Here is a 2289-nt window from a genome sequence, read left to right as displayed (position 1 = left end):
AGTTTGGCACATCGCGATGCCGTCAGGGGAGAGCGGCATCCACCCCATCTCCACCTCTTTAGAGCTTTCCGCAGATCGGCTTCCGATCTGTATTTACCTTGTCCTACAATGGTTTATCCAAAGTCGTCTTTGAACCGGTCGATCTGGTGCATCCGCTCGTGTAGGATGGTGACGATGCCGATGTCGCCATTGCCGAGCCGTCTCCAGTACACGAAATGCCGCTCGTAGCGGAAGAAGTATCCCTCTACTCCGAACTCGGCCGGCACAGGCCTAGACATCACCCCGCGGCTTTCGATCTTCTCGAAGGCGTCGAACAGCCCGGTGATGTACGTTTCGGCCTGCGCTTCGCCCCACTGGTCGCGGGTGTAGCGGTAGATCTCGTCGAGACGCACCGAGGCCGCTTCCTGGACCCGGATCGCCATGGGCTCAGGCCCGCCGGTTTCGAGCGATCACCTCGGCGGCGGTCATAGGCGTGTAGCTCTCCTCGGGCGCAGCGAAGGCCCGGTTCAGTTCCGCCTTTAGGCGATCGAAGGCTTCACGCTCCGCACGCTCCTTGTCGCGGCGGATCAGGTCGCGGATGTACTCACTGACGTTCTCATAGGCGCCGCCCTCGCCAACGTTCGTCGCGACGAACTCGCTGAGAGCGCCGCTCACGCGTACGGTCATCGTTGTAGTGCGGGGCATGGCGGCCGATCTCCTCGTTCTGTCTTCAAGATAACCAAAAACGAACACATGACAAGAGGGTGGCTCCGCCCTAGCGATGGCGCGTCGTCCTAGTCGTCGTCCTTGATCCACCGCTCCGCCAGCGCCAGGAGCACCAGCACGATGGCGTCGGAATGCCGCGCGAGCGAAATCAGGTGCTCGCCGCTCGGCCCGCGCTCACCCGCGAACCAGTACTTCACGGTTCTCTCGCTGGCTCCCGTCCATCGCATCGCGGTCTTGATCGCCCGATGAGTTGAGCCGAGTTCCGAATGCAAAGCCAAAGCTATCGCAGCGCGATAGTCGCCCGGAATGCCGTCCAGGTGCAAAACTGTGCCCATCTTCGGCACAACTGTGCCCATCTTCACCCGCATCTCCATGTTTCTCTCCGCTAAAGCTTTGGAGAGCCATGAAAACGGGAGAATCTGCTTTGCGCCCGAGACGACCCCCCGACCTCGTCTGGCCAAGCAGGTCTCTATTGGACGGTGACGACCATGTTTTTCGAATCTGCGCCCCGCGCCACCCAACGGTTGCAACGGCTGAATGGCGGGCTGGGAAAGGACCTGCCCTTATCGGAGATCGCCTTTTCGAACGCTCGAGTGTCCCCTGTGTCCGACGATACTGCCGAGTATCCCGCACAGCGGTGCTGGCGTCGTTGGCGGTGATGGGGAGATGCACGTGTGAGAGGCGGCCGGGCGAACAGCGAGGACGGTAGCGCGGCGGCAGAACAGGACGTTCCGGCAGTCGCCTATGTCCGGATGTCGACCGATCACCAGAAATACTCGACCGAGAACCAGCTCGACGTCCTCCGCAGCTACGCCGCCGCCCGCGGCCTGCAGATCCTGCGCGTGTTCGAGGACTCAGGGCGTTCCGGGCTGCGGCTCGACGGCCGCGAGGCGCTGCAGAACCTGATGGCCGAGGTCCAATCCGGCGAAGCCGACTTCAAGGCGATCCTCGTCTATGACGTCAGCCGCTGGGGCCGGTTTCAGGATGCCGACGAAGGCGCCTATCACGAGCATGTCTGCTCCCGCGCCGGCATCCGGGTCCATTACTGCGGCGAGCAGTTCGAGAACGACGGCAGCATCGGCTCGAACCTTCTGAAGACCGTCAAGCGGGTAATGGCCGGCGAATACAGTCGCGAACTCTCGGTGAAGGTCTTCGCCGGGCAATGCCGCCTCGTGGAGCTCGGTTATCGCCAGGGCGGCGCGGCCGGATACGGGCTGCGGCGCGCGCTGATCGACGAGCACGGCAACCCGAAGGGCGAACTGTCGCGCGGCGAGCAGAAAAGCCTGCAGACCGACCGCGTGATCCTGGTCCCCGGCCCCAAGGAGGAACAGAGGGTCGTCCAGCGCATGTACGAGATGTTCGTGAACGAGGGGCGGCCCGAGCGCCAGATCGCGGAGGCCCTGAACGCCGAGGGATACCGCACCGATCTGAACCGGCAATGGACGCGAGCGACCGTCCATCAGGTTCTGACCAACGAAAAATACATCGGGAACAATGTCTTCGCGAAGGTGTCCTTCAAGCTGAAGCAACGCCGCGTGGTGAACCCGCGCGAGATGTGGATCCGCGCAGAGGGCGCCTATCCCG

Annotated in this window: 4 protein-coding genes; 1 reads left to right on the top strand and 3 read right to left on the bottom strand. The window is 62.8% G+C overall.

The window, feature by feature from the left end; genetic code table 11:
* Positions 1-113: 113 nt before the first annotated feature.
* The 3 genes from V7050_RS20510 to V7050_RS20500 all read right to left on the bottom strand — a co-directional run bounded on the left by V7050_RS20510 (position 114) and on the right by V7050_RS20500 (position 1079).
* A complete protein-coding gene (locus V7050_RS20510; RefSeq protein WP_324375916.1) occupies positions 114-422 on the bottom strand; it encodes a type II toxin-antitoxin system RelE/ParE family toxin in 309 nt (102 codons plus the stop codon).
* Between the two features lie 4 nt (positions 423-426).
* Positions 427-684 carry a ribbon-helix-helix domain-containing protein gene (locus V7050_RS20505; protein WP_146301005.1) on the bottom strand — a complete coding sequence of 86 codons (258 nt, stop codon included), beginning with the start codon at positions 682-684 and terminating at the stop codon, positions 427-429.
* Positions 685-773: 89 nt separating this feature from the next.
* A complete protein-coding gene (locus tag V7050_RS20500; protein WP_324375922.1) occupies positions 774-1079 on the bottom strand; it encodes an XRE family transcriptional regulator in 306 nt (101 codons plus the stop codon).
* 378 nt (positions 1080-1457) lie between these two features.
* Between V7050_RS20500 and V7050_RS20495 the strand changes: the two genes are divergently transcribed.
* The coding region (locus V7050_RS20495; protein ID WP_324375924.1) for a recombinase family protein at positions 1458-2289 on the top strand (832 nt) is incomplete at its 3' end.

The organism is Amaricoccus sp., from assembly GCF_036846665.1.
Taxonomy (GTDB): domain Bacteria; phylum Pseudomonadota; class Alphaproteobacteria; order Rhodobacterales; family Rhodobacteraceae; genus Amaricoccus.
This window is presented reverse-complemented; position numbering and strand designations above follow the sequence as displayed.

What these genes read in the sequence shown, in the direction of transcription:
- V7050_RS20505 (WP_146301005.1), bottom strand. Translation starts at nt 684, where the DNA reads ATGCCCCGCACTACAACGATGACCGTACGCGTGAGCGGCGCTCTCAGC.
- V7050_RS20510 (WP_324375916.1), bottom strand. Translation starts at nt 422, where the DNA reads ATGGCGATCCGGGTCCAGGAAGCGGCCTCGGTGCGTCTCGACGAGATC.
- V7050_RS20500 (WP_324375922.1), bottom strand. Translation starts at nt 1,079, where the DNA reads ATGGAGATGCGGGTGAAGATGGGCACAGTTGTGCCGAAGATGGGCACA.